The organism is Thermoplasmatales archaeon (assembly GCA_014361245.1).
Classification (GTDB): domain Archaea; phylum Thermoplasmatota; class E2; order UBA202; family JdFR-43; genus JACIWB01.
Genome location: JACIWB010000001.1, coordinates 109,174 through 130,720, shown reverse-complemented (window position 1 = coordinate 130,720; position 21,547 = coordinate 109,174). Strand labels below are relative to the sequence as shown.

The following is a 21,547-nucleotide window of genomic DNA, read 5'->3' as shown; positions in this document are numbered from 1 at the left end:
AGCTACTGTATCCTTCGCTTTTCTTATTTTTACCTAGGATTTTTGAAATGAGTAGAGAGATTATATCTTTAAGAGAAGATTTGCCAAGGATACGAATTTTATTTAAAATAGAATTATCTGAATTATAAGAAAATGTCTTTTTTCCAACATATATTGAAACACTCATTAGTTTTCCTTTAATAGGCGGAGTAAACGATTGGGCAAAACGTTTGTAGCCGTATATTTTAACAAATCCACCACTTGTATCTTCTTGAGAAATATCTCCATCTCCAGAAATAATTTTTGCGTTAGAAATTGTTGAAATAAAAGGAGAAATAGTTAACAGCAATACTACAACAATACTGCATGTTTTTCTCCTCATAGTCTTAAATAAAATTTTTTTATATAAAGGTTTTGCTCTTTGCTGGCATGTAGAATAAATAAATTAGGACTAAATAGAAAAATAGTATCTTTCCCATAACTGAAGAAATGCAAATTCATCTCTTTCTTAGATTTAACAAAGAATATTTTTTCAAGATTAAAAAGATATTTAAAAAGCGTAAGAGCAATTAATCTTATGAGCATGATTAATCTGTGCAACAAAATAATCTAAAAAATAGGAATATTCGTGAATTTCAGCTATTTATTTTATAAGCCCACAATTTGCATTGTTTCCTTTTTTATTTCCTCAATTTCTTTCACCATTTCCTCTATCTTTTTAGCCATATTTTGCTTATAAGGTTCATCTTGAATGCATGCAAGATTTATTTTTACATTCATAATCGCTGAATGGAATGAGGCATATGAAAAAAGCATTGCAACCCCCGCATCACTTATTGAATTTTTATTTCCCTTTTCAGCAATTTCCCTTATTTCTCTTGCCAAAACCACGCATTTCTCAGCAGTTTTTGCAGGCACTTCACAAGCTTTCTTGTATGCTTCTTCCTCCCCCCTCTTCTCTTTTATCGCTTTGATTACCTCATTAAAAGCATTTGCATCTTCTTCAACAAGCTCAAGAAATTCTCTCCTCATTTCTTTTAACCCTTCAACCCTTGCCTTCATTTCCTCCTCAACGCTTACATACTTTTTCTTCCCAATGGTAAGATTGCACACCATCTCCGCAAGCCCGCAGGCAATTGCCCCCCCGAGCGCAGCAACACTCCCCCCGCCAGGAGCGGGCGACGCACTTGCCAGCTCCTCCAGAAATTCTTCGATGCTTTTCACTGGCTCACCTCTATTAACCTTTTTTCTATAACTTGTTCTGGTTTAAAATCTTCGAGCTGCAGATAGAAAGATGTAATATCAACCAACGCATCAAGAGGAATCATTCCTACTATTTCGCTTGAAAGCACATTTACCCCATATCTTTCTGCCTCTCTTTTTATTGTCTCAAAAACTCGGAAGAGGGGAGTTTGCTTATAATTTGTCATGTTCATCGATACCTGCACAATGTTTTTTTCCTTTATTTCAAATCCCATTGCCTTAACATATCTATAGCCACCGCTGCTATGCCTTACTGCTTTCGCAATTTTTTTTGCTATTTCAACATCATTTGTTGCAAGATTTACATTAAATGCTATTAAAATTTCTCTTGCCCCTACAGCAGTTGCTCCAGCAGTTGGATGAATTGAATTTGGTCCATAATCTGGAATTTTGTCTGGGTTTTTTCCTATCTCTTCTTTAAGCCCTTCAAATTCCCCTTTTCTCACATCCGCAAGATTTCTCCTGCTCTCTTTTTTCGCTGCTTCTTCATATAAAAAGCAGGGAACTTTTGTAATTCTTGAAAATTCTTCGGCAAATTCATTTGCAATTTTTATGCATTCTTCCATTGTTGAATTCATTATGGGAATAAACGGAACAACATCCATTGCTCCCATTCTTGGATGCTCTCCCCTGTGCTTGTTCATATCTATAAGCTCAACAGCTTTTATTGCCATATCAAGAACAGCTTTTTTAACTTCTTCTGGCTCACCAAGTATTGTTACATCAGTGCGATTATGGCTTTCATCTGAATGAATGTTCAATATTTTTACATTATATTTTCTTACTTCGTTAATTATTGCATCTATTACTTCTTTATTTCTTCCTTCGCTAAAATTTGGAACACATTCAATAAGCTTCATAAAAAGATATATTAAGGAGGATTTTAAGGATTACTATAAAGTTTGGTGTGATAACCAAAAAACGCAAATTCTTTTAACCTATTTTCTATTATTGATATGCCTAAGTATATTGGAATAACAGGAGGGGTTTTATCTGGCTTGGGAAAAGGAATAATCACTTCCTCAATTGGATTGCTTTTAAAAAGCAGAGGTTATTCTGTTACAGCAATAAAAATAGATCCTTACATAAATTGTGATGCGGGAACAATGAATCCTTACCAGCATGGAGAGGTTTTTGTTCTCTCTGATGGCGGAGAAGTTGATCTTGATTTGGGAAATTATGAAAGATTTCTTGATATAAAACTTACAAGAGATAACAATATAACCACCGGAAAAATATATAAAAATGTTATTGAAAAAGAGAGAAAAGGAGAATATTTGGGAAAAACAGTCCAGATTGTCCCTCATATTACTGATGAAATAAAAGGATGGATAAGAAATGTTGCGAAAGAAAGCCAGGCAGATTTCTGCCTGATTGAAATAGGAGGAACTGTAGGGGACATAGAATCAATGCCTTTTCTTGAAGCAATTAGACAGATGTATGTAGAAGAAGGAAGAGAAAATGTTTTGTTTGTACATACAACTCTTGTTCCTGTTTTAAAAGTTGTAGGTGAGCAAAAAACAAAACCAACCCAGCACAGCGTTAAAGAATTAAGGGCAATAGGAATAAATCCAGATGTTATAGTTGGGAGAAGTACCACTGAGCTAAGCAAGGAAACAAAAGAAAAAATATCTCTTTTCTGTAATGTGCCAGTTGAAGGAGTTTTTTCTTCTCCAGATGTTAGCTGCATATATGAAATACCTCTTATCTTGGAAAAACAGGGGCTCCCTTCTTATATCATGAAAAGATTTAATATTCCATACAGGGAGGCAAATCTCAAGGAGTGGGAAAAATTTGTTGAGCAAATAAAAAATGCTGAAAATGAAGTAAGGATAGCAATTGTTGGAAAATATACACATCTTGCAGATTCTTATCTTAGCATAATAGAAGCTTTTCATCATGCGGGCTCAAAAAACAGCGCGAATGTAAATATTGTATGGATTGAATCAGAAGAGCTTGAAAAAGGAAAAAAAGAAGAGCTTGAAAAAGTTGATGGAATTCTTGTGCCAGGCGGCTTCGGCGTGAGGGGGGCGGAGGGCAAAATAATGGCGATTGAATTTGCGAGAGAGAATGATTTGCCTTTTTTGGGAATATGTTTCGGCTTTCAACTTGCGATTGTTGAATACGGGAGAAATGTGATAGGGCTGAAATGCAATTCATTGGAGATAGATAAGGATACAGAGCATCCGATAATAACATTGCTACCAGAGCAGAGGAATGTGTATAAAATGGGTGGAACAATGAGGCTTGGAGAATATGAAATAGATATAAAAGAGAATACTCTTGCATACAGAGTTTATGGGAAGAAGAAAATTTATGAGAGGCACCGACATAGATATGAAGTAAATCCCGATTATTTTGAAATACTTGAAAAAAATGGAATTGTTTTCTCTGGGTTTGCTGAAAATGGAAAAAGAGTTGAAATCATTGAATTGCCATCCCATCCCTATTTCATAGCTTCTCAGTTTCATCCAGAGTTCACATCCCGCCCGCTGGAGCCATCTCCTTTATTTGATGGACTAATAAAGGCATCTCTTGAGAAAAAATGAAAATTTAAAAGGAATAATTGGGAATGAAAAGAATTTACTTTAAATAAAGTTTTTTAATAAACAGTCACTCCCATAACTCCTTTGGCTTTTCTCAACTTTTTTATCAATTTTGATGGTATTGGTTTTTCTGTTACAATAAAAAGTTTTGGCTCATCTGCAATTATGTAATCATCGACATTTGCCTGCCTTATGCTTATTCCTTCCCTCGCTATTATATCTGAGACACTTGCAATTATGCCTGGCATTGAAGCATCTTTCGGTATTATCTCAACAACACCCCACCCCATCTTTGGAGCAAGCTCTTTGAAACTGCATGTTGGCATCAAATTTGAAAAAATTTTTTTCAATTCTTTATTTCTTTCTATTATCTCTATTGCATTCATAATAACTCTTCTATCAACATTTATTGCTCTTGCAATTTTTGAAAAAGAAAGCTCTATGTTTCCACAATAAACTTTTCCTTTTCTAATGCTTAGTCCATAGGAAAGAAATAGCTGAATAACTTTTTGTTGAGCGGATTGCCTGCCAAAATAAGAAATAATTTTTTTCCACATGGTCATAATGCGGAATAAATTAAAATAATTTACTGTAATGGTAAAAAATATACTATAATGAACAAATTTATACAAAAATGTTAAATATTTCTATTGCATTCATTTTTATGAAAAAAGTATTGATTGATGAAGAAGAAATGCCCGATGAATGGTATAACATCCAGTCAGAAATTGAATTGCCTCCCCCTCTAAATCCAGTAACACTTGAGCCAGTTAAAGCAAGCGATTTAGAAAGAATTTTTCCAAAAGAACTTGTCAGGCAGGAGATAAGCAAGGAAAAATGGATAAAAATACCTGAGGAAGTAAAGGAAATATACAGGATATGGAGACCAACCCCTTTATACAGAGCTGAAAAGCTCGAGGAATTTTTAAAAACACCAGCAAAAATATATTACAAATGGGAGGGCGTAAGCCCGCCAGGAAGCCACAAGCCAAATACAGCAGTTGCACAGGCATATTACAACTCAAAGGAAGGAATTGAAAGGATGACAACTGAAACTGGCGCGGGTCAGTGGGGCTCCGCCCTTTCTTTTGCATACTCCCTGTTTGGGTTGAGATGCACGGTTTATATGGTTAAATGCAGTTTTGATCAAAAGCCATATAGAAGAATATTGATGGAAACATGGGGTGCGGAGGTTATAGCGAGCCCGAGTAATAGAACGGAATTTGGAAGAAAAGTTTTGAAAGAAGATCCAGATAATTCAGGAAGCCTGGGAATAGCAATAAGTGAGGCAATTGAAGATGCTATAACTCATGAAAACACTAAATATTCTCTTGGCTCAGTTCTAAATCATGTGCTTCTGCATCAGACAATAATTGGGCTCGAGCTGAAAAAGCAGTTTGAAAAAATAGATTCATACCCTGATATAATATGCGGATGTGTGGGTGGGGGTAGCAACTTCTCAGGAGGTATATTCCCTTTCGTGCCAGATAAGATAAAGGGAGAGGAAATCAGATTTATAGCTTGCGAGCCAACAGCTTGCCCTAGTTTAACAAGAGGAATTTATACATATGACCATGGCGACGCCGCCCGCATGACACCTTTGCTAAAGATGTTCACTCTTGGTCATTCCTTCATTCCTCCAGCAATTCATGCTGGCGGGCTGAGATATCATGGAGATGCTCCTTTGCTATGCAAGCTTGTGAATGAGGGAATTGTTGAGAAAAGGGCTTATAGTCAAAATGAAATTTTCGAAGCAGCAAAAATATTTGCAAAAACTGAAGGATTTTTAATTGCTCCAGAAAGTGCACATGGTTTGAAAGGGGTAATAGATGAAGCATTAAGATGCAAAAGAGAAAAGGAGGAAAAAATAATTTGCTTTTTGAACAGCGGGCATGGATATTTTGATTTATCAGCATATGAACTTTATAATAGGGGTCTTCTGCAAAACTACGAACTTTCTGATGGGGAAATAGTTAAAGCACTGAAGAAATCAAATATAAGTATTGGAAGATAATATACCAAGAAAACAATGTTTATATACTTAATTTACTTAGATTACTAATTTAATAAACTAAATTTCACCGCCTCCACATATTCAGCAAGGAAATATGGAAATGGTTTCTCCCATGGATTTTTTGCTATGCGGGGAAAAGCTTGCGAAAGAGTTGCAATAATTGCTATATTATCTTTTTCAATATCAGGAAAAGTTAAATTTCCGTGCATTTTATTTCCATCCCATATTTTTACTTTTTCATATTGCCCAACAAAAACATATTCATTGAAAGCATAATCAAGAAAAGCATATTTAAATGGTTTTCCCGCATAGTCATTCCATCTTGAATTTATCTCAACCACATAAACTCTTAAATGCCCAAAGCATGGTCTTTCATTATTAATTATTTTTACCCCTATTTCAATTTTTGCTTCTCCAAGCCACTTTGCATTTATTTCAATTTCAATATTCCTAACGCTTCTTTTGCTCGCATTTTCTATAGCACTTCTATAATCAGAATAAGCGCTCGTTGGGTTATAATCAACAACATAGTAGCCACCATCAATGTAAAGCATTGGGGCATATGCATCTCTCAGCCATGAACCGCGCTTCATAGCCACAGAGCTTTTATCATAAACAAGCGTTACATAGCAAAAATCAAGCTCGCGCGAAAGATTGTTTAATGCCTCAGCCGCTTTGGGGCAGTGAGGGCACCAGCTCAGCGCCCCGAGCTCCGCAAAAACAGTTCTGCCATCGCCTATTGCTGAAAAAAATGTCGCAATTAAAAGAATGGCAACAGCAAATGCTTTTAACTTCATAATATTAATGCATTTATGATAAAAAAATTTTTGCTTACAACTTCTTCAATAAATAGGATTTTATTAAATCTCTCCTTTTATGCTCTCCAATTACTTTAAAGCCATTTGGCAATTCTTTTTTTCCAAATATGGGATCGAGGAAATCCCACTGTTTTCTGCATATTATTCTTGCATTTTTTTTGCAATCTCTTCTTATTCTTTCAAAAACTTGACTGCGTGGCTCTACTCCAAAAGATACTATTATCACATCAAAACCATCAATTGGATAATTTAAGGCATTTCCTTCCTCAATTTTTATATCAAGATTATATTTTGAAACAATTTCTTTTGCAATATTAACTGCTTGCTCGTCAACATCTATTCCAAAATATCTTGCTTTAATATTTTTTGCAAGAGAGATGAGCGTGTTTGGAAGCGGACCGCATCCAATATGAAGAATTTTATCATTTTCTTTTATTCCAACCATTTCAAATTCTTCAATTATTGCTTTTTCAAAAAAATTGATATATGCCTTTGCAAAAAATTTTGATAAAAATTTTTCAGCAAAAATAAACATGCGGTCATGCATTCTTTTTGTCTGCATACTTTTTGTAAATAAAATTATCTATTAAAAATTTAGCAAAATTTATATTTTATAGATTTTTAGTGGCTATCGGATTACCGTGAGCCACATGAAAGTAGCAATATATGCAAGAGTTAGCACGGAAGACCAGGCAAAGGAAGGATATAGCTTGAGCAATCAGCTTGAAAAATTGCGAAGTTATTGCGTTGCCCGCGGCTGGGAAATAGTGGGCGAGTATGTTGATGATGGATACAGCGGGAGAGACATAAAAAGGCCAGCATACCAGAAAATGATGGAAGAAATTGATAAATGGGATGCACTGCTTGTAATAAAAATGGACCGCATCCATAGAAACACAAAAAATTTCATGCTGATGATGGAAAAATTGAGAGCAAAAGGCAAGGAATTCGTTTCAATGACAGAAAGCCTCGATACAAGCACAGCAATGGGAAGGTTTGTAATGGACATAATCCAGCGAATAGCCCAGCTCGAAAGCGAGCAGATTGGCGAAAGAGTGTATGACGGCATGCGCCAGAAGGCAAAGCAAGCTGGCGGGTTGCTCGGCTCGCCCCCTCCATACGGGTATGAGTATAGGGATGGAAAGCTTGCTGGAATTGAAGAAGAGTTGAGGGTTGTAAGAGATATTTATGGGAAATACTTGCAGGGCATGAGTTTGAAGGAAATATGTGAATGGCTTGATGGAAATGCGAGGAGCAAATATGGTGGAAAATGGGATAAAAAAACGGTTTCAAGAATCCTTTCAAATCCAATTTATTGTGGGCTGATTGAATGGGATGATATTCTTTTTTCTGGAGGACATGAAAAAGTTGTTGAGATAGAAGATTTCAATAGAATTCAAATTTTAAAGGCAAAAAAAGCAAAAAGGAAGGGAAAAATTTTTGTTATTGAAGGAATGAAGAAAAAATATATATAATTTGTTTTCTTTGTATATAGAGTATCTATACTTTATTATCCGAGTTTATTTTTTTAATATACTAAAATGATTTTGCCCTAATAGAAAATTTTTGTTATTAGAAAAACATATACTTTGTTTATTTAATATATATACTTCATTTACTTTGTAATCTTTTATTATAAACTTCTTCGCCTATTTTCCTTATTATCTCAACTTTCCTTCCTTTTTTATCAACAAGTATTCTTCCTTCTTTCTTCCACCATCTTTTTGGATAACTTTTTTCCTCTTTTAATGGATTTAGCCCCAATTTTTTTGCAATTTGAAAAATTTCATCTATGCTGGGATTTTTAATTGCAATATTTTTTTTAACCTTCCTTCCATCTTTTCTGCTTAAATCAATATCAAAATAGCACGGCCATATAACCCATTTATCCTTCATTCTTTTCTTCCATTAAAACAGCATTTATGCAGCCATGCTGACCCGGGCGAGAAGTAACTTTTGCCTTTCCAATTTCTGTAAGGATTATCGCTCCCTTTGTTATTATGTCCCTTCTTACATAGTGAGGATTTGCAGGGTTTTCAACAACATCTTTTATTTCAACTTTTTTTGTTTCTCCTGTCTTTGGATTTGTAACATTTGCATGCTTTGTAGATACAACCATCACTTTATAATTTCCTCCTCTAACTCTTATTTTCTTTAATTTATCCTCTCCTATTAATGGTAAAATTGGGTCTCTTCCAATCTCGTATTTCCTTTTCTTCCTTGCCTGCCTGTAAATTCCTCCTGTTTCCTTTCTCCTGCTTCTTCCATGCCACTGCATAGTTGGAATATAAAAGGTATAAATAATTTTTGCTTTTGAAATTTTTTAGAATAATTAACCTAAAACAAATTGTTGTAATCTACTGAGTAAAGCAGTTATAAGATGTATCACAAAAAGATGAACACAAAAATTTATAATCTGAAACTTCACCTTTTTCTTTCAGATTTTTGCCTGCGGGCTTGTAATTTAAGTTTATGATGTAAAGGTAGTGCAGGGGGAGGGATTTGAACCCTCGAACTCCTTCGAGACAGACCCCTCAAGCCTGCGCCTTTGTCCATGCTCGGCAACCCCTGCTAATTTGAAAATATAAAAGATATTAAAATTTATCTAACATTTTTTCAGCCATTGCCACATGCTTTCCACCGTTGCCGATAATATACTCACCATGTCCTGGATATAAATTTTTTATTTCAAGTGAGCGAAGCATTTTTATTGATCTTTTTAACTCCTCAAAGTCACCTCCAAAAAAATCAGTTCTTCCTACATTTCCGTCAGCAAAAACAGTGTCTCCAGAAAAGAGAGATTTGCTATTTTTTTCATAAATGCATATGCCTCCTTTTGAATGTCCGGGGGTGTGGAAAATTTTTAAATCAATATCTCCTAAATTTATTATTTCTCCTCCTTTAACTTTTAAATCAATTTCAATTTTTGGTTGCACCGCATTGAAAAAAGAGGCACTTATATTAATTCCTCCTTCAAGTATATATGATGAATTTTCATGTGCAATTATCTTTGAATTGCTAAACTCCTTTAATTCCTTTGCCCCTCCGCAATGGTCAAAATGTTCATGTGTCAGTATTATGTATTCTATTTCCTCAAGATTTATTTCTTTCCTCAAATCATCCATTAAATTTTTTGAATAAAAACCAGTTCCAGTGTCAATTATTGCAATTTTTTCACTCTTTATAAGATAGACATTTGATTCAAATCCAAACCCTAAATATTTTTTAACTTCCATAATAGTAAAATTTATCTTTTTTATTTAAATTACTGTGCATGAATCAAAAAATAATGGACAGAATAGAGGAACTAAATGAAATAAGGGGGATGATAAGGAAGGATATGGAAGAGCTTGATAAAAGGAAAGGAGAAATTCCAGAGAAAAAATATAGAAAATTGAAGGAAAAGTATGAGAAAAGGCTGGAAAAGATAAGATTAAAGATTAAAAAACTCGAAGATAAGTTAAAATCTTAATTTTTTTATCGCCATTTCGTAATTTTTACTCCTGAAAATATACGAGCCAGATACAAGAACATTTGCGCCCGCCTTCTTCAAAATTTTAGCGTTTTTGTCATTAACGCCCCCATCGACCGCAAGATAAATTTTTCTTTTACCAATAATTTTCTTGGCCATCCTTACTTTTTCAACCATCTTATCTATAAACTTTTGCCCGCCGAAGCCAGGCTCAACCGTCATTATAAGAATTAAATCCACGATATCAAGAACATTTTCAACTGATGAAAGAGGAGTTGCAGGGTTTATTGCCACCCCCGCCTTGCAATTTTTCTTTATCTCATCTAAAAGTCTGTAAAGGGATTTTGTTGCTTCAGCATGCACAGTTATTATATTTGCCCCCGCCTCCAAAAAATTTAAATAATGCTTTTCTGGCTCTTCTATCATAAGATGCACATCAAATGGCATATCTGTTATTTTTCTTATGCTTTTTATAACACATGGTCCAAAGGTTATATTTGGAACGAAATTTCCATCCATCACATCAAGATGCAGCCAGTCCGCTTTTGCATCTTCCAATTTTTTAATTTCTTCTTCCAGGCAGGAAAAGTTTGCTGAAAGGAGAGATGGTGCAATTATCATAATATCTTAAGCAAAATAAATATAAAAATTTATTTTTTACTTTATGCAAAAAATAAAAATAATAACTGATTCAAGAGAAGTTTTTTCTGGCATACCATCCATTCTTTCTTCAATTGCAGATGTTGAAATAAAACAACTTGCAGTTGGGGATTATGTTTTAAGCGAAAGAATATGTATTGAAAGGAAGACAATGAATGATTTCGTTGATTCAATAATAAAAAAGAGGATATTTGATCAGATAGTTAGACTAAGGGAAGCATATGAAAAGCCAGTTATTGTTATAGAAAATGAAGAATTTGAAAGGAAATTCAATATGAAAGCACTTTATGGAGCAATTGCATGCATTCTTGTTGATTATAATATTCCTGTAATAAAAACAGATAGCAGGGAAGAAACATCATTTATAATTTATTCAATTGCATGCAGGGAGCAATTAAAAAATAAGAGAGAAGTTGCTCTAAGAGGAAAAAAGCCAAAAATGGAATTAAAAGAATGGCAGCAGTTTATTGTCGAAGGTTTGCCAGATGTTTCTGCGGTTTTAGCAAAAAGACTGCTCAGCAGATTTAAGAGTGTAAGAAATGTTATGAATGCGGGCATTGAGGATTTAAAGCAAGTTGAAGGAATAGGAGAAAAAAAGGCAAAGAAAATCGCTGATGTTTTAGATGCAATCTGGGAAGATTAACAAATTGGCTAACAATCTCTAAACCATTAAATATAAAATTTTAATATATCTCTATGAAAGAGAAAATTGTTGCGGCAGCCTTGTTTGCAACTGTATTGATAGCAACACTTGTGATTTTAATTAATCCAGAGAGTGGTGAGGCATTTTCAGGAAATATAAAAAGATTTAATTCATATGAAGAACTAACTTCTTTTATAAAAAATAATGCTATAAGCCCGATAAGAATATATAATGAAGCGCAAGATGCAAAATTATTGAATGATTTTTATTATTCACCTGAAAAAATGGAGAAGGATTTCTCAAAAACAAATGTTCAGGTAGAAGGAGTAGATGAGGCTGATATTGTTAAAACAGATGGAGATTATATATATAAAGTAACAACAAAAAATGATGGAAGCAGGGTTTTTATTATAAAAGCAGATGAAATGGAAATTTTATCATTCATTGAACTTGATTATCATGTATATGGAATTTTTGTTAATGGAGATAGTCTAGCAGTAATTGGGGTATATGAGTGGTATCCCCTGATTAAAGCGGGAGAAGATAAAGGATACTATTCCCCAAAAACAGTTTTGCAATTATATAATATATCAGATAGAGAAAATCCTTCCGAGTTTTTCAAATATAGCATAAGTGGATTTTACTCCAATTCAAGAATGATAAATGAAACAATTTATATTATCTCAAATCAAGCGATATATTATTACTATGATGAAATTCCTCTACCAAGAATAGAAAAGAATGAAAATTTATATGAAATTCCCGCAAATGAAATAGAATATGTGGATGCACCCGAGAACTCATATACCTATACAATTATATCCGCAGTTAATATATCAAGTGGAGAAAGCAGTGAAAAAGTTTTTCTGATAGGCGATTCAAGCACCATATATGTTTCTTATTCAAACATTTATCTAACAACAACAAATTACTGGTATATATGGATTGAAGGAAACAAGCCATCACAGGAAACAAAGATATATAGATTTGCTATCAATGGAAAAGATATAAAGATGGAGGCAAGCGGGAGCGTTGTAGGGCATGTTTTAAATCAGTTTTCGATGGATGAGTACAATGGCTATTTTAGGATAGTAACAACAAAGCAGGCGGAATGGTGGAATGAAAGCCTTTCAGAATCAAAAAATAATGTATATGTGCTCAACGAAAACATGCAAATTGTCGGCTCGCTCGAGGGGCTGGCGGAGGGCGAGAGAATTTATTCTGCGAGATTTATGGAGGATATGCTTTATCTTGTGACATTTCGTCAGGTTGACCCGCTTTTTGTTATAGATTTAAGTAATCCTTACATGCCAGTTGAGCTTGGAAATTTAAAAGTTAGCGGTGCTTCTGAATACCTGCATGTTTATGATGAAAGGCATTTAATAGGTGTTGGATTTGAAGCAACTGAAGAAGGAAGAAGGACTGGATTAAAAGTTGCTCTATTTGATGTATCTAATTTTTCAGAGCCAAAAGAAATATCGAAATATGTAATAGAAGGAGCATATTCTGAAGCATCCTGGGACCATCATGCCTTTCTTTTGAGTAAATCAAAAAATATTCTTGTTATTCCTGTAGAAATGCAAGATTTCGCAGGAGTTTATGTATTCAGCATTGAAAATGGTATATCTTATATAGGAAAAATATACCATGAGCAAATTGGAGAAAAGACATATACCTATAACTATACTCACAATGAAAGTATCAACTACTATTATGGAGAATTTAGACCCGGAGATAAAATTGAAATAAATCTAAAATGTGGAAGTGATAAAGAATGGATAATTGACAGTAGATATGATAGAAATTTTGTTGAACTAATTGAAAAAAGCAATGAAATTTCTGGAAATATTACAACATACCATTATTTATTCAGGGTAAAGGGAAATGGATATACAACTGTTGAGATGGATTTATTAGAGGGAGATGAAAAATTGGATGAGTTTGTTTTATCAATTTCATCATACCAATTCTTTGATTATAACTACAAGATTACTCGCTCCCTGTATATAGATGATATTCTTTACACAATTTCAAATGCAATGATAAAATCAAATAATATAACTGATTTGAAAGAAATTGTTGCAATAGATTTACTATAATTTTACTCCTTTTCCCCAAATATTGTATGTGTCTCTATTGCATACCATCTTGTAACATTTCTGAATTTTTCCCAGAATTTCTGAAAGGCTTCAAAACTTTTTGCTTCCATAATCATAAATCCATTGTAAGAAGTGCCCCATGCATGTGCATATTCCCCTATCAGTTTTACATCCTTTGTCAGTGATTTCTTGAACTTATTCCATTCCTCCCTTGCCTTCTTTACCTCTTCCTTACTCATTGGTGTTTTTAATTTATACAATATAACTATTCCTATCACTTTTTCACCAAATCTTAAACCAAAATATTTTTATAAAATTTTCCTTTTGTTCTAACGCGGTGAATAAATGAAATATGCAATCGTTTATTGGTCGAGATATGGAAACGGGAAGAGAATTGTTGATTATCTTGCAGAAAAATTAAGAGACAAAGGAGAAGTAAAGATTTTCAAAACCAATGAAATAAATCCTTCTTCAATGCCTGAGGCAGATTTATACATATTTTCTGCTCCCACAGAGATATTTAAAATCCAGAGGAACATGAGAAAGTTAATGAAAAAGCTCGAGGGTATGGAAGGAAAAAAATATGCAATAATTAACACCCATGGCATGGAGAATAGCAAGCTTCACAAGATGGAAAAAATTCTCTCAAAAAAGAAGATGGTAAAAATAGCTGAGGTAGATTTTAAGGTTGGTAAAGATGCATTCACAGGAAATGGTTTGATGAAGGGCTGGGAGAGAAAAGTTGAGGATTTCGCGAGCAAATTATAATTATTTGAATTCAATTTTTTTAACAATTTCGCTAGCTTTTTCCTTAACCTCTTCAGTTATATTCTTCCCGTGAGCATCTATTGTAACTACCAGAGGACCAAAATTTTCAACTTCAAAAACCCATAGTGCCTCTGGCATACCCATTTCTTCAAGCCAGAAAACACCTCTAACTTCTTTTATTGCATTCGCAGCAAGAACCGCCGCCCCGCCAGTAAATGCTGCATATATTGCTTTAAATTCCTTGCATGCTTTGCCTGTTTTTTCACCCATTCCCCCTTTGCCTACTATTATTCTGGTTCCAAATCTCTTTATAAAATCGTATTCAAATATCTCCATTCTTCTGCTTGTTGTTGGACCAGCTGCAATGGCAACCCATCCTTCCTTTTCTTTCTTTACTATTGGTCCGCAGTGATAAACTGCAACTTTTGAAAAATCAATTGGCAATTTTTCTTTTTTATCATACATTTCTATTGCTTTTTTATGTGCCTCATCTCTTGCGGTTACAACCGTGCCATTTAAATACACAACATCTCCAGCTTTTATCTTCAAAATTTCTTCTTCGCCGACTGGTAAATTCAATCTATATTCCATATTTTTCCCTCCTTATCTATTTTAATGCTTTTCCTTCTATTTGCCCAGCATTGAACAGCTATTGCAACAGGAAGTGATGCGGGATGGCGATGAGCAACTTCAACATGCACATCAAGCACTGTTGTTTTTCCCCCTAACCCCATTGCTCCTATACCAGTAGAATTTATCGCCTCCAGAAGCTCTTCCTCAATTTTTGCAATCTCCTTGTTTTTGTGCCTTTCTCCTATTTTCCTTATCAATGCATTCTTTGCTAAATCCATGGCGACATTCGCACTCCCACCAATCCCAACACCTACAGTTGTGGGCGGGCAGGGGTCGCCGCCAAGCGATGCAATCCATTCGAGCACAAATTTTTTAACTCCTTTAATTCCCACTCCCGGAGGAAGCATTTTTACAACAGAAGCATTTTCCGAGCCCCCTCCTTTGGGCATCGCAACAATTATGCAATCCTCTCCCTTAAAGATTTCCCAGTGTATCGGGGGAACAAAATTTCCTGTATTATCACCGCTGTTTTTTCCTGTTATAGGGTCAACCGCATTCGGGCGCAGAGGCACATTTTTTGTTGCTATTCTTACTCCTTCAACAATTGCTTCTTCAATTATACCTCTATATGGAAAATCTACTCCCAGTTTTACAAAAAAAGTTGGTGTTCCTGTATCCTGGCAAATTGGCTTTTTCTGTTTTCTTGCAAGCTCAACATTTTCAAGAATTGCTTTAAGTTGCGCTTTTCCTATTTCATCTTCTTTTTCCATCGCCTTCCTCAGTGCCTCTTCAACATCTGAGGACAAATCAATTACAGCAGAAGAAATTAAATCAGCGATGGCATTTGTTATCTTATCTTTCATGCTGTTATGGAATTTATATTTAAAAATTTAACTGAAATTTCAGTATTTCTGAAAGTGAAAATTTAGAAAAAATTAAAGTCCTGAGGCAATAATAAATCATTAAGGAATATTAGATAAATTTTTATTCAAGATATAATTAATCATACAGAGATGAGAAATTGCTGGCTTCTCTTATCTATACTCAACGATAGATAGCCAGAAAATGGTTGTAAAAGATTAAGGAAAAAAGGGAGAATAAGATGAAAAGGATAATTAACATTTTAATTCAGTCGAAATTGTTTTATTCCTATTTCTTGCATTGATACAGGAGTATCTTCTCTATTATTTTTTAAGATATAGCAAATTTTCCAAAAAGCCTGTGAAATCCTTTATTTTGGATAAAATAAAGGAAATTTTCATCCAGAATTTGTTGTAGAACACTAACAACAACAATTCATTGCTTCACATTCGGAAATACTTGGCAATATCGCTAAATTTTTATATAAAAAAATATTTATGTTTCCCATGATTATCACACTCGAAGATCTTGCTATGGCAATAGCATCTCGTGTTGATATAGATTATGAATCTGCTTTAAAGGATGCAAATTTTGTTATGGATTTATTTGGCTTTGAAGACAGAATAATTGACAATATACTTGAGCCTGAGGACAGGCAGTTATTTTATATTCTTGAAGAAGAGGGGATGCTCCTAACTGAAAGAGAAGAAACAACAATTTATGACGGCAGGAGCTGGCGCACCCATTACTGGTGTATTAACAAAGAGGCGATATTAAAATACAAGGAAAAAGGAAAAAGAAGAAAAGAGGAAAAAGTGGAAGAAGAAGATTACGAAGACATTTATTCAGAAATACCGGAAGAGCTATGGTTTAGCAGATAAAATTATATTTTCAACAATTCTTTTATTATTTCCCTAAAACCATCAAAACCAACAGGTCTTGCTATAATTCCCTTTGCGCCCGCCTTTTCCAGCTCTTTTGCCCATTCAGTGCCAAAGTAGGCAGTGAAACCATAGACATTTGCTTCAGAATCAATTTTTAGTATTCTCTTTGTTGTTTCAACCCCATCTATACCAGGCAACTTTAGATCCATTATAACTATGTCGGGTCTTTTTTTATTTTCAAAAAGTTCTCTATATTTTTCCACTCCTTCCTCCCCACTAAATGCCTGATGTATTTCTAATTTTAAAGGGGCGAGATATTCCTTTATTAATTCCTGGATTGGTTCCTCATCTTCTATAACAAGCATTCTAATCATCTTTTATCAGAATTAAATTTTATATTTAAAATTATCCATTAAATTCAGTAGTTCCGAAGGTGCAATAAAAACGCCATGAAGGTTTGCAGATAATACTATTATCTAACCATAAATTAAAAGGAAAATAGTGAATTAAAACCACATTATAGAAAACAATTTGCGTTAAAAACAGCAAATCCCACCAAAATTATGTTACTTCACAATAGACACATATTTTGTAAAAAACACAAACTGCAAGCATCATGTTATCCATCTCCTGACTTGTAAAATATTGTTGCAAATAACTTTGAAGTTATAATATGCCTTGCTTTTTTCATTCCAAAAACGAGAATGCAAAGAATAATATCCAATAAAATCCAGAGATTATACATCAGAACAGAGAACATGAAATAAAAAAATCTTATGAGATAGTTCTTTGAGGTGGTTTTTGGGCGAAATGAATGTTTCTTGACTCTATAACTTGTTTCAATTCCCCATCTTTTTCCGTATTGCCTAAAAATTTTATCTGCCAAGTCAACATCATTTTCATCCCAGTCTTCATTGCTTGCAAAAGCGTATTTCTTTCCATCACTCTCAACAATTACCACATTTATTAGCACATCTCCTATTCTAAAATCTTTTACAACAGAAGGAGCTGGCGATATTTTCAATAAATGAATGACGGTAGAATATGAAGTGCATGGCATCAAGAAATTTAGGTGGTGTTTATTGAGGGTTTGAATGCATTTGGTGGAAAAGAATCCTCTGTCCAAATAAACTTTCCTGATTCTTATCCTCTGTTTTGCATATTCTATCAATTTTGCCAAAATATCTTCTTTTTTATCAAAGTGACCAACTGGTAAAGCAAGGAGAGTAAATCTCCTATCTGCTTCAACAATATTAATTGTAGCAAATCTATAACACTTATCAGTTCCATCCTTTGGTTTTGTTCCCACAATCATAGGGGCTGTTTTATCTCCATAAAATAACCAATCTGTAAAATCGATTGCAACATCATATTTCCTATAGGGGTTGAATAAATTCTCTTTTCTTGCCATTTCCCATATCTTTTCAAAAATGATTGTGAATATTCTCTGCAAATCCTTCAAATTACTGTATTTCTTTAAATGATAAAGCAAGGTGTCTGCATCTGGAACACATTTTCTAATTTCTCTCAGAGTTTTTGAACCATTTTCTGCAAAATCTTGGGTTAATGCTAAATGGATTAACAAGTCAACAAAATCATTTTTCTTATAGACTGCATTTTTTCCTATATTTAACTCTAAAAATGGTGATATTTTCTTTTTAAGCAACCTTGCTAACTCCTTTGATTTTTTATTCTTTTTATGATAAATCGTGCTTTTAGCCACTTTCTTCTTTGGCTTTTCTATTGCTGGCTCAATATTCAAATCTATGGAAAATTTGTCGGCAATCTCCATAATCTTTCTTGCTATATAATCAATCATGGCTTTTGTTTTATCATCCAAAACATGATTAATGAAGTAGCTGAATGTTCTCCTATCTGGAACTTGTTTTAGTCCTAGTTTCTTTGCCTCCCTTTTATGGTTTTGGAGATATTCAACCAATTCCGTTATAAATTTTATATTCTTTAATTTCATCAAAAGAACGGCTTTCAATAATCCTTCATAAGAATACTTTATCTCTCTATACTTCTTTTTCTTGAGTAAACCCAAATCAAGTTGTAAAATTAAATTTACAACTTTTATTTCATTTTCTGTTGAGTATTTAAAAATAGAGTAGATGCTGTTATCTATCCTTTTCTTTACTCTTGTATCTATGAATACGGCGTTATGCTTATTAATCCTGCTTTTATTATTTTTTGAGGACATGAGTTCCTCCCGTCACAGGCTGGGGATTAGGAGGAGCCTGTGGCGGTATATCTTTTAATTGTGTATATCCACATAAGTTAATATTTTTAGAGTTTATAAATTTTGTGGTTAAGTGGATATACAGAAAAGTTTATATTCTAAAATTAAATATTGGTGTTATGGGTAGAATAGATGTAATATTATCTGATGAGTTGGAAAAGGAGTTCAGAGAAGAAGTATATAGACAAAAAGGCATGAAAAAAGGAAATCTTAAGAAAGCTTTAGAAGACGCCATAATACTATGGATAGAAACTAACAGAAAAAAGAGGAGCGAGGCAGCAAAAAAAGCATGGAAAACCAGAAAAAAGAAATAAGGGATATGTATGGAAGTGAAACCCCATACATCTTTAAAACATAGGATTCTTGGGTGTTACTTTAGGATATGTAGAAATGTTATGAAAGGCAAAAATAAAAAATTATTTTATGTGGATTTGTATGCCGGGGATGGAATATGTAAATGTAATAGAGCACCCTTGCAGAAATGGGCCCCTCCTTACTTTAGTCTTCTTGAATACGCAAAAAAAGAAAACCTATATTTGAAATGTATATTTAATGATATAGATGCCTCAAAAATTAACAATTTAAAAATAGCTTTAGAGCCGTATAACGAATATGTTCTAAAGATTTTTAATGAAGACACAAATGTTGTATATAAAAAAGTTCTAAAATTAATTCCTTCCAACGAATGGAGTATATTCTTTCTCGACCCTTCAAATCATAATCATCTCTATTTCTCAACAATTAAGGAAATAAGCAGTCATTCTTTTTCTTCCCCCGATTATATTAGAAAACCAGAATTGATAATAACTCTTATGACCTACACTATGCAACAATATATTAAACAATCTAAAAGAAAAAATCTTTTAGAAGCAAAGAAAAATGAGTATTTATGTAGTGTAGACAAGGCAATAGGAACACAAGAGTGGAGAAAATGGTTGATAGATAGAAATGGGAAAAAATTTCATCAAGCAATTTGTGATATTTTTATCTCTCAACTAAGCAGATTAGGATATGATACAGTTTATTTCAATATTAATCAAACAACCGCTGATAATGTGATATATTATCTTATTTTTGCGACTTCTGTTCCAGATGCCTATAAAATAATTTCTAAGAAATTCGAACCCTATATAAAGAAGATAAAAGAGGATGAATGGGTGAAAGAAAATTTTAAATTTTATAAAAAGGCTATAGCAAAAGAAAAAGGAATAAAACTATTGGATGAATTTTCATCATAAACAATTGCATTCAATCTTTTTATAATCCTTTCCTAAACTATTCCACATTTTTATTGTTTCCTTGCAGAATGCTATGCTTCTAATCCCCTCTCCTTCCAGCTTTTCAATAATGAATGAATACATCTTAAACCTGCTATCAAAATCAATTCTTTTACCCCAATTTGTGCTTTCTTTTAGATAAACAACCCATGATTTATCCAAAGAGTGTTGAATAGTTGTTTGGAGCCCACGCAAAGAGCCAATAGTTATTCTTGATGGATTTATTTCATATTTATTAATCATTTCCTCAATTAATCTACCATAACAATCCTTCCAATTTTCAATAGAAACTAATGGGTCTATTCTTAATCTTATTTCAAAACCAGCAGATTGAAGAATGCTTATTGCCTTTAATCTTTTTTCTATTGATGGAGCTTTTTCCCACCGTCTTGCTACTTCTTCCGCATTTATGCTATAACTTACTATTATTTTGTCGGATGGAACTTTGAGTAAGTCATTTATATCTACTGATTTTGTAAGTATTAACAACTTATGTTTATCTTGCTGTAAGAAAAGAGGGATTATAGTTTTTGTAATTGCATATTCAGTTCCTTCAAAAACCAAGCTGTCTGATATTTCTCCGCTGTTTAAAACATAAGGTTTTTTTACCTGCTCGAAAAAGGATAAAAGATGTGATTTAACTTTTTCGATATTTTTTGCATATGGCTTTTTTCCATTTGGTCTAAATCTAAAAGTTCCATTTAAATAGCACCATGCACAGTTGAAATTGCATCCATTAGCCCATTTCAATTCAATAAAATGAGGACACACAACATCATTCTCTTTTTTAGGATATGGAGTTTTATCAAACAATTTTATTATTGAGCCATCTCCTACTTGTATAGGAAGAATTTTTGTTTCTCCATTAATTAACTTTCTTTCCTGAAATTTTATTTTCACTTTTTTTAATAAAATATAATCATTCAAATTTATCACCAACCCTAATATAATTTAGCAATTCTTTACCTTTTTCCGTAATAGAATATATTGTTTTTCTACCTTTATTGTTTTTCTTTACGAAATTCTCTGCAAGGAGTTTTTTCAGAGTGTTGTTTGCCATAGCGGTATTTTTTACAACGTTATAAGCAATTTCACTAAAACTTTTATCATCTTTCTCTAATTCCTCCAAAATTAGTCGAACATATTTTTGTCCTAATAGCTTGTGAATATTTTGCATATACTGTAAAGATTTTCTGATTAAAATTTCTTTTGAAATATTTTTAATCATATATTTTATAAAAAGAATTTAATTTATAAAATTTACTATATTAAATTCTTTTATTTCTTCATTTCCACTTAGAAATCCTTAAAATTTTGCTCATCTACTGGCGCCCTTATCAAATATTTTACTCAAAGGAATTTATGCAATCAGGCGTATAAATTTTTAGGTAACTTTTATTACAAATTTTTTTTCCAAAAAATTTATATTTTGAATTGTATTTTATATT

Annotated in this window: 27 protein-coding genes and 1 tRNA gene; 10 read left to right on the top strand and 18 right to left on the bottom strand. The window is 33.2% G+C overall.

The features are described 5' to 3' along the window. The 3 genes from H5T45_00700 to ftcD form a co-directional block, all read right to left on the bottom strand. The coding region (locus H5T45_00700) for a hypothetical protein (protein ID MBC7128238.1) at window positions 1–361 on the bottom strand (361 nt) is incomplete at its 3' end. A gap of 266 nt (window positions 362–627) precedes the next feature. Further along, entirely contained in the window at window positions 628–1,203 is a 576-nt protein-coding gene (locus tag H5T45_00695) for a cyclodeaminase/cyclohydrolase family protein (protein ID MBC7128237.1), read from the bottom strand. Further along, window positions 1,200–2,102, bottom strand: coding sequence for a glutamate formimidoyltransferase (gene ftcD / locus H5T45_00690; GenBank protein ID MBC7128236.1), 903 nt, complete (start codon window positions 2,100–2,102; stop codon window positions 1,200–1,202). Before ftcD ends, H5T45_00695 begins: the two co-directional genes overlap by 4 nt. Before the next feature lie 96 nt (window positions 2,103–2,198). On the opposite strand from ftcD, the gene pyrG reads away from it, so the two are divergent. After that, window positions 2,199–3,791 carry a CTP synthase (glutamine hydrolyzing) gene (gene pyrG / locus H5T45_00685; GenBank protein MBC7128235.1) on the top strand — a complete coding sequence of 531 codons (1,593 nt, stop codon included), beginning with the start codon at window positions 2,199–2,201 and terminating at the stop codon, window positions 3,789–3,791. Between the two features lie 53 nt (window positions 3,792–3,844). Here the strand turns inward: pyrG and H5T45_00680 are convergent, their stop codons facing one another. Then, window positions 3,845–4,345 (bottom strand): hypothetical protein, encoded by a 501-nt coding sequence (locus tag H5T45_00680; protein MBC7128234.1) that lies wholly within the window; start codon window positions 4,343–4,345, stop codon window positions 3,845–3,847. Between the two features lie 107 nt (window positions 4,346–4,452). Between H5T45_00680 and H5T45_00675 the strand changes: the two genes are divergently transcribed. After that, window positions 4,453–5,802 carry a TrpB-like pyridoxal phosphate-dependent enzyme gene (locus H5T45_00675; GenBank protein MBC7128233.1) on the top strand — a complete coding sequence of 450 codons (1,350 nt, stop codon included), beginning with the start codon at window positions 4,453–4,455 and terminating at the stop codon, window positions 5,800–5,802. Window positions 5,803–5,846: 44 nt separating this feature from the next. Here H5T45_00675 and H5T45_00670 read toward each other — a convergent pair whose 3' ends face one another. Next, window positions 5,847–6,599, bottom strand: coding sequence for a hypothetical protein (locus tag H5T45_00670; protein ID MBC7128232.1), 753 nt, complete (start codon window positions 6,597–6,599; stop codon window positions 5,847–5,849). Window positions 6,600–6,633: 34 nt separating this feature from the next. Continuing rightward, the gene (locus tag H5T45_00665; protein ID MBC7128231.1) at window positions 6,634–7,182 is read right to left on the bottom strand and encodes a class I SAM-dependent methyltransferase; all 549 of its coding nucleotides are present in this window, start codon (window positions 7,180–7,182) and stop codon (window positions 6,634–6,636) included. Between the two features lie 88 nt (window positions 7,183–7,270). Here H5T45_00665 and H5T45_00660 point away from each other — a divergent pair, with 88 nt between their 5' ends. Continuing rightward, entirely contained in the window at window positions 7,271–8,095 is an 825-nt protein-coding gene (locus H5T45_00660) for a recombinase family protein (GenBank protein ID MBC7128230.1), read from the top strand. Between the two features lie 136 nt (window positions 8,096–8,231). On the opposite strand, the gene H5T45_00655 is transcribed toward H5T45_00660, so the two are convergent. From H5T45_00655 to H5T45_00640, 4 genes are all read right to left on the bottom strand, one after another. After that, window positions 8,232–8,516 (bottom strand): signal recognition particle protein Srp19, encoded by a 285-nt coding sequence (locus H5T45_00655; protein ID MBC7128229.1) that lies wholly within the window; start codon window positions 8,514–8,516, stop codon window positions 8,232–8,234. Continuing rightward, window positions 8,506–8,898, bottom strand: coding sequence for a 30S ribosomal protein S8e (locus tag H5T45_00650; protein MBC7128228.1), 393 nt, complete (start codon window positions 8,896–8,898; stop codon window positions 8,506–8,508). Before H5T45_00650 ends, H5T45_00655 begins: the two co-directional genes overlap by 11 nt. A gap of 209 nt (window positions 8,899–9,107) precedes the next feature. After that, window positions 9,108–9,192: transfer RNA gene (locus H5T45_00645), tRNA-Leu, on the bottom strand. Window positions 9,193–9,214: 22 nt separating this feature from the next. After that, window positions 9,215–9,856: an MBL fold metallo-hydrolase gene (locus H5T45_00640; GenBank protein MBC7128227.1), complete on the bottom strand. Its 642-nt coding sequence runs from the start codon at window positions 9,854–9,856 to the stop codon at window positions 9,215–9,217. 38 nt (window positions 9,857–9,894) lie between these two features. On the opposite strand from H5T45_00640, the gene H5T45_00635 reads away from it, so the two are divergent. Next, the gene (locus H5T45_00635) at window positions 9,895–10,092 is read left to right on the top strand and encodes a hypothetical protein (protein ID MBC7128226.1); all 198 of its coding nucleotides are present in this window, start codon (window positions 9,895–9,897) and stop codon (window positions 10,090–10,092) included. On the opposite strand, the gene rpe is transcribed toward H5T45_00635, so the two are convergent. Further along, window positions 10,081–10,713 carry a ribulose-phosphate 3-epimerase gene (gene rpe / locus H5T45_00630; protein MBC7128225.1) on the bottom strand — a complete coding sequence of 211 codons (633 nt, stop codon included), beginning with the start codon at window positions 10,711–10,713 and terminating at the stop codon, window positions 10,081–10,083. The genes H5T45_00635 and rpe overlap by 12 nt on opposite strands. Before the next feature lie 43 nt (window positions 10,714–10,756). Here rpe and H5T45_00625 point away from each other — a divergent pair, with 43 nt between their 5' ends. Then, the gene (locus H5T45_00625) at window positions 10,757–11,395 is read left to right on the top strand and encodes a hypothetical protein (protein MBC7128224.1); all 639 of its coding nucleotides are present in this window, start codon (window positions 10,757–10,759) and stop codon (window positions 11,393–11,395) included. A 53-nt stretch (window positions 11,396–11,448) separates the two neighbouring features. Continuing rightward, window positions 11,449–13,494, top strand: a complete 2,046-nt coding sequence (locus H5T45_00620) for a beta-propeller domain-containing protein (GenBank protein MBC7128223.1) — start codon at window positions 11,449–11,451, stop codon at window positions 13,492–13,494. A 2-nt stretch (window positions 13,495–13,496) separates the two neighbouring features. On the opposite strand, the gene H5T45_00615 is transcribed toward H5T45_00620, so the two are convergent. After that, window positions 13,497–13,772 carry a hypothetical protein gene (locus H5T45_00615; GenBank protein MBC7128222.1) on the bottom strand — a complete coding sequence of 92 codons (276 nt, stop codon included), beginning with the start codon at window positions 13,770–13,772 and terminating at the stop codon, window positions 13,497–13,499. A gap of 67 nt (window positions 13,773–13,839) precedes the next feature. Here H5T45_00615 and H5T45_00610 point away from each other — a divergent pair, with 67 nt between their 5' ends. After that, entirely contained in the window at window positions 13,840–14,262 is a 423-nt protein-coding gene (locus H5T45_00610; protein ID MBC7128221.1) for a hypothetical protein, read from the top strand. Here H5T45_00610 and H5T45_00605 read toward each other — a convergent pair whose 3' ends face one another. Both H5T45_00605 and H5T45_00600 read right to left on the bottom strand, forming a co-directional pair. Next, window positions 14,263–14,853, bottom strand: coding sequence for a fumarate hydratase C-terminal domain-containing protein (locus H5T45_00605; GenBank protein ID MBC7128220.1), 591 nt, complete (start codon window positions 14,851–14,853; stop codon window positions 14,263–14,265). Beyond that, a complete protein-coding gene (locus tag H5T45_00600) occupies window positions 14,838–15,698 on the bottom strand; it encodes a fumarate hydratase (protein ID MBC7128219.1) in 861 nt (286 codons plus the stop codon). Before H5T45_00600 ends, H5T45_00605 begins: the two co-directional genes overlap by 16 nt. 495 nt (window positions 15,699–16,193) lie before the next feature. Here H5T45_00600 and H5T45_00595 point away from each other — a divergent pair, with 495 nt between their 5' ends. Next, on the top strand, window positions 16,194–16,577 hold the full coding sequence (locus H5T45_00595) for a hypothetical protein (GenBank protein ID MBC7128218.1): 384 nt from the start codon (window positions 16,194–16,196) through the stop codon (window positions 16,575–16,577). 2 nt (window positions 16,578–16,579) lie between these two features. Here H5T45_00595 and H5T45_00590 read toward each other — a convergent pair whose 3' ends face one another. Both H5T45_00590 and H5T45_00585 read right to left on the bottom strand, forming a co-directional pair. Beyond that, window positions 16,580–16,954, bottom strand: a complete 375-nt coding sequence (locus H5T45_00590) for a response regulator (GenBank protein ID MBC7128217.1) — start codon at window positions 16,952–16,954, stop codon at window positions 16,580–16,582. A 245-nt stretch (window positions 16,955–17,199) separates the two neighbouring features. Then, a complete protein-coding gene (locus tag H5T45_00585) occupies window positions 17,200–18,783 on the bottom strand; it encodes a transposase (GenBank protein MBC7128216.1) in 1,584 nt (527 codons plus the stop codon). A gap of 158 nt (window positions 18,784–18,941) precedes the next feature. Between H5T45_00585 and H5T45_00580 the strand changes: the two genes are divergently transcribed. Beyond that, on the top strand, window positions 18,942–19,136 hold the full coding sequence (locus H5T45_00580) for a hypothetical protein (protein MBC7128215.1): 195 nt from the start codon (window positions 18,942–18,944) through the stop codon (window positions 19,134–19,136). A gap of 9 nt (window positions 19,137–19,145) precedes the next feature. Beyond that, window positions 19,146–20,060, top strand: a complete 915-nt coding sequence (gene tcmP, locus H5T45_00575) for a three-Cys-motif partner protein TcmP (protein ID MBC7128214.1) — start codon at window positions 19,146–19,148, stop codon at window positions 20,058–20,060. Here the strand turns inward: tcmP and H5T45_00570 are convergent. Both H5T45_00570 and H5T45_00565 read right to left on the bottom strand, forming a co-directional pair. Beyond that, window positions 20,055–20,999 (bottom strand): hypothetical protein, encoded by a 945-nt coding sequence (locus tag H5T45_00570; protein ID MBC7128213.1) that lies wholly within the window; start codon window positions 20,997–20,999, stop codon window positions 20,055–20,057. The genes tcmP and H5T45_00570 overlap by 6 nt on opposite strands. A gap of 19 nt (window positions 21,000–21,018) precedes the next feature. Beyond that, the gene (locus H5T45_00565) at window positions 21,019–21,327 is read right to left on the bottom strand and encodes a winged helix-turn-helix transcriptional regulator (GenBank protein MBC7128212.1); all 309 of its coding nucleotides are present in this window, start codon (window positions 21,325–21,327) and stop codon (window positions 21,019–21,021) included. Between the last annotated feature and the right edge of the window lie 220 nt (window positions 21,328–21,547).